Source organism: Siccirubricoccus deserti (assembly GCF_014283215.1).
Lineage (GTDB): Bacteria > Pseudomonadota > Alphaproteobacteria > Acetobacterales > Acetobacteraceae > Siccirubricoccus > Siccirubricoccus deserti.
In genome coordinates this window covers 1-2,161 of the sequence record NZ_JACOMF010000184.1, presented here as the reverse complement: position 1 = coordinate 2,161, position 2,161 = coordinate 1, and the positions used below count along the sequence as shown (strand labels likewise).

Below are 2,161 nucleotides of genomic sequence, written 5' to 3'. Positions count from 1 at the left end.
GGCTGCTGCATGCTTCTATGCAGGATCGCCGAGCCTTTGCTGCCGATGTTGCGGGCGGGTCACGGATACCGCCCTCCGGGCATGGGCTGACCCCGCGGTCACGCCCGGGTCTGGGCGTGAGATCGAGCAGCGCTCGGATGGCGCCCTCGGGCAGGTTCAGGATCGTGCCTGCCGCGCCGAGGGCATAGGCGAGCGCCAGAAAGGCGCCACCGTGGAGCACCACTGATCGCTACTTTGTTTACCTCCGGGCGCGATGTCGCGCCTATTATCGGAGGCACGACTGCTGACGATCGCTGCGGTGAGATAGAAACTCTTTCGTATAAATGCTTTTTAGTATCAATATGCGGCCTAAATAATATTAGGCTACAACCGTTCACAATAGGAATTTTAGTCCCTGGTGTCTCTGCAAATTCCCCTCGATCTCATTTGAGATTAGTTGGAGGCCGAGATGAAGGTAATCGGAGCGGGGCTGCTCTGGCTGGCGTCTGTCACCGGTGCTGCCGCCTACTTCCCAACAGATATCGAGAACCATGCTCGCTGGGTCGTGCTGGACGACATGCCGCTGCTGGCCAGTGGGCAGCCGGTCCTGCCCGAGGTGACCGATTTGCGGACCAATGACATTGTCGCACATCCAGCGCTGATCTCCGCCGTGTGCGGCACTCTGAACTTCCACAACATGAACGAGGGCGTGACCAACTTCGTCGTGTTCTACAGCGTCGATGACGACGGCAAGATGGTCGTGGTTGGTCGGCCCTTCCTGTATGGCCGGTTGTCGGCACGGAACTTTGACGCCCAGTACGAGGCAGCCCTGGAGTTCTGCAAGGCGGCAGAGATACCTGCCGTTGCTGGCACAGGGGCTACTACAGTTGCAGTAGGTATTTCCGATACCGGCGTTGCCGCGCAGACCGAGGCTGCCGCCACTGCAAAGCGCGATTGATGCTCGTCCGCGAGGTGGACGACGCACATAGGTGTCGCTGCCTCAAGGGTGGGGTCCTCAAACAGGCGATCAGGCCGACCGGTAGGGCCTTGCGGTGGAACGTGTCGTAACGCTGTGAACGGGTGCGGACTGCGCCGAGGAGCGTGCCGTGGCACTGCGCGATCTAGCCCGTCCGCCGCTGCTCTGCGTCGTCAGCATGGTGCTCGTCCTTCCTTACGCACTGATCCTGCGCGGATTTGGGCTAGTCAGCACCAGCGCTGACACCATGGCCATTGCCGCGGTCCTCGTTGCGGCGATGCTGGGCAGCATCGTCGGGTTTGGCTTTGCGCCGCTCTGCGCCGCAATGCTGCTGCCACTGATGGGCGACCCGGTGCAGGTCGTTACAATCCTGCTCCTCGGCAGCATTGCTATCCAGTCCCTCAGCGTGTGGACACTGCGCCGCTCCATCGATTGGCATGCGCTCCTGCCCTTTCTGGCGGGTGGTGTACTCGGCCTGCCAATCGGAGTCTGCCTGCTGCTGCACCTACACCGAGACGACTACGTGCGCCTGCTGGGCGGCCTGCTCGTTCTGTACGGCGCTTACATGCTATTCCGCAGGCCCGTGACGGTGCGGAGCAGGCCAGTCCACGACGCAATCGTCGGCGCCGCGGGAGGGGTTATGGGCGGTCTGGCGGCCTTTCCCAGCGCCTTTGTCGCCATCTGGTGCGGCATGAAGGGTTGGGACAAGACCCACCAGCGGGGTGTGTACCAGCCCTTCATACTGATTATGCAGGTGCTTGCTCTTCCGATACTGCAACATGTGGCGCCGGGTTCGTCAGGTTGGGGGCTCACCGCTGTGGCATGGACGTTCATCCCCGCGGCCCTATTAGGGACCCTCTGCGGCTTGGCAATCTTCAGGTGTCTTAACGACCACCAGTTTGCGGCCGCCGTAAACCTGTTGCTTATCGCCGCCGGTCTCGGCCTTGCGTTCTAATCCAAGGTCATTGGTACGCTGGGAGGTGCGGGTTAGCTGCTGAACCTCGGCCGGAAGGCGCGCAGCAACTCGGCAGCCCTTGCCTCAGCCTTCCCTGCATCGGCTGCCTGGATGTGCTTGCGGTCGCCCTCACCGACTCCGAAGATGACCCTGCGGGACACGGCATGGCCGGTGGCCGGGTGCATTGTACCGAGTTCGTGCCGAGTTCGGCCCGTCACGAAAGGGAGCAGAGCGATGACCGAGTGGGAAGC

General features: G+C 62.1%; 2 protein-coding genes. Both read left to right on the top strand.

Going from position 1 to position 2,161, the window contains the following annotated elements:
• Positions 1-448 precede the first annotated feature (448 nt).
• Positions 449-937 carry a hypothetical protein gene (locus H7965_RS29590; RefSeq protein WP_186774059.1) on the top strand — a complete coding sequence of 163 codons (489 nt, stop codon included), beginning with the start codon at positions 449-451 and terminating at the stop codon, positions 935-937.
• A 148-nt stretch (positions 938-1,085) separates the two neighbouring features.
• Positions 1,086-1,910, top strand: coding sequence for a TSUP family transporter (locus tag H7965_RS29585; RefSeq protein WP_186774058.1), 825 nt, complete (start codon positions 1,086-1,088; stop codon positions 1,908-1,910).
• Positions 1,911-2,161: the final 251 nt, after the last annotated feature.